Genomic DNA, 2,871 nt, shown 5'->3' with positions numbered 1-2,871 from the left:
GCGCTTCATTATTTAATGAAGTGCTTTTTTTTATACATAAAAATATATTTATAAGTTACAAAATGTATATTATAATTATACCTATACGGCATTAATTTTAAGAAATTATTGGAATTAACTAAAAAATGTTATAATTGTTTTATAGTGGGTTCAACCTTCTTGTAAATTTATGATTAAAATGTTATAATTTATGATAATATTGTGAAATATTTATTTAATCTATAAATTACAAAAAGTTTAACAGCTATAAAAATCTTTCAACATGAGAGGAGGATTATTGAACAGATTCTTTAGAAAAGGAAGAGTTCAATAGAATATTATGATAGACGAGAGTAAAATCAGAGCAGCAGTTAGAATGATTATCGAAGCTATAGGGGAGGATCCGAAAAGAGAAGGATTACTAGAAACTCCAGATAGAATTGCAAGAATGTATAAAGAAATTTTTTCAGGAATAAATACATCTCCGGAAGAACATTTAAAGAAAACTTTTACTGCAGATAGTGATGATATAATTTTAGAAAAAGATATAAAGTTCTATTCTATGTGTGAGCATCATTTTGTGCCATTCTATGGAAGAGCTCATGTAGCATATATACCAAGTGGAAAGGTTGCAGGTTTAAGCAAGTTAGCAAGAACAGTAGAAGTCTTTGCTAAAAGACCTCAACTTCAAGAAAGAATGACTACTCAGGTTGCAGATGCAATTATGGAGCATTTAGATGCTAAAGGGGTAATGGTAGTAGTAGAAGCTGAACATATGTGTATGACTATGAGAGGTGTTAAAAAACCAGGAAGTAAGACTGTAACAGTTGTTACTAAAGGCAAGTTTAAAGAAGATTTATCTCTTAGAGAAGAAGTATACAGAATGATTAAAATTTAATAGGGAGAGGCGTTGTATTTGAATAAGGTAAATGCTATTCTAAATAGCAGTAAATATAGAGAGTACCTAAAGCGAAACGAAGAGTACGAAGGAGATAGAGTCTTTTGTAAACATGATATAGGGCATTTTTTGGATGTAGCAAGGATAGCATATATTATGTTTTTGGAAAAGCATATAGAAATAGATAAGCAGATAGTTTATGCAGCGGCATTACTTCATGATATAGGAAGGTGGATGCAATATAAGGACGGCACTCCACATGAAGTAGCTAGCTACAGGTTAGCAGAAGAAATACTAGTAGAATGCGGCTTCATAGAAGAAGATAGAAAAGTAGTTTTAGGAGCTATCTTGAAACATAGAGGTGGATTAGAAGAAAAAGAAACCTTTGATGAAATATTTTATTTAAGTGATAAACTTTCGCGGACATGTTTTTCTTGTGCAGCTGCAAAAGAGTGTAAGTGGTCTGAAGAGAAAAAAAATTATAAAATCACTTACTAGAATATATCGATGACTGAATTATACTAAAGCGAGGTTAAATAATGGATAGAATATACGTAAAAGATCTACAGGTTTATGGATTTCACGGAGTAAATCAGCAGGAAAAGGATATGGGACAAAGATTTATTATATCTTTAGAGCTTTTTCTAGACTTACAAGAGGCCGGAGAAACTGATGATCTAACAAAGACTGTTAACTACGCACAATTGTGTTTTGATGTTGAAGATCAGTTTAAGAAAGAAAAGTATGATTTAATAGAAAAAGCAGCAGAAAAGTTGGCTGAATTTATTTTACTAAAATATGACCTAGTGAACAGGATTAAGGTTCAAATTAAAAAGCCATGGGCTCCTATTGGAAAGCCTGTAGACTATGCAGCAGTGGAGATTGATAGGGGATGGCATACCGCATATGTTGCAATAGGTTCTAATATGGGTCGTAGAGAGCAGAACTTAAATTCTGCTATTGAACTTATAAATGAATCTATTTCTAGTAAAGTAACTAAGGTATCTAACTTCTATGAAACAGAACCGGTGGGATACTTAGACCAAGATAAGTTTCTAAACGGTGCCTTAGAAGTAAAAACACTTTTATCTCCTAATAAGCTAATGAAACTTTTACTAGGAAAAGAAAAAGAACTAAAGCGTGAGAGAATAATAAAGTGGGGGCCAAGGACTATAGATTTAGATGTATTGTTTTATGACAACTTAATTACTTGTGAAGAGGAAATAATCCTACCACACCCGAGAATGCATGAGAGAGAATTTGTACTAAGACCTTTGGCAGATATTGCGCCATACTTGATACATCCAATATTAAATAAAAGAGTTATAGAGCTATTGAATTTAGTTTCTGAGAGTAAATAGTTTTAATAATCATAGGGATGGTTCAAAGAAAAAACTTTGAGCTGTCCCTTTTGTTTTAAGTCTACAGGAAGATTAGTATAGAAATTCACTAAAAATCATAAAGCTTAGAGGAGAATTTATATAGCATTGAAGCTAAAACAAATAAAAACTTTATATTAACAGGCGTAAACCTAATCTGGTGTGTCAGTATAATAAATATGAAGAATTTGTTAGATAGGAATAGAATTAATGACTTAATTTAATATTTTAACTATATAAAGAGTAATGATGTGTTTTTAAAAATGGTATCATAACATTCGTCGCTGAGGTTAGCGAATAAGAACTTAGTTGTCATTAAAGCTTATAAATGTCGATAAAAACTTATTGAAAAAGTTATTGACAAATGATATTTTTCATGATATTATAGTTAAGCTGTCAATGAACGACAGAAAATAAAAAATATTTACAAAGTTCTTGACAAACTTAAGGATATTTGATAAAATGATTAAGTGTTCAAAATTAAGTTAAATGATCCTTGAAAATTAAACAGAGATAAAGATAAGTAAAACTTGTTTTTAAAATAAACCAGCAATTCTTTGAGTTACTTTTAAAGTAACAAAATAGTAATGAGTCACAAACTTTTAAATTGAGAGT

At 30.4% G+C, this 2,871-nt stretch carries 3 protein-coding genes; all 3 read left to right on the top strand.

Translation table 11 applies throughout. The features are described from left to right. Nucleotides 1–322: 322 nt before the first annotated feature. From folE to folK, 3 genes are read left to right on the top strand one after another with little or no spacing between them, the layout of a single operon-like run. A complete protein-coding gene (gene folE / locus P8V03_RS18750; protein WP_318799337.1) occupies nt 323–877 on the top strand; it encodes a GTP cyclohydrolase I FolE in 555 nt (184 codons plus the stop codon). A gap of 18 nt (nt 878–895) precedes the next feature. Next, entirely contained in the window at nt 896–1,375 is a 480-nt protein-coding gene (locus P8V03_RS18745) for an HD domain-containing protein (protein ID WP_261673626.1), read from the top strand. Between the two features lie 41 nt (nt 1,376–1,416). Beyond that, complete coding sequence (gene folK / locus P8V03_RS18740) at nt 1,417–2,238, top strand: 2-amino-4-hydroxy-6-hydroxymethyldihydropteridine diphosphokinase (RefSeq protein ID WP_318799336.1); 822 nt, start codon at nt 1,417–1,419, stop codon at nt 2,236–2,238. Nucleotides 2,239–2,871 lie beyond the last annotated feature (633 nt).

The sequence above is a fragment of the Clostridium tanneri genome, assembly GCF_033659955.1.
GTDB lineage: Bacteria > Bacillota > Clostridia > Clostridiales > Clostridiaceae > Clostridium_AM > Clostridium_AM tanneri.
This window is presented reverse-complemented; position numbering and strand designations above follow the sequence as displayed.

What these genes read in the sequence shown, in the direction of transcription:
- folK (WP_318799336.1), top strand. Translation starts at nt 1,417, where the DNA reads ATGGATAGAATATACGTAAAAGATCTACAGGTTTATGGATTTCACGGA.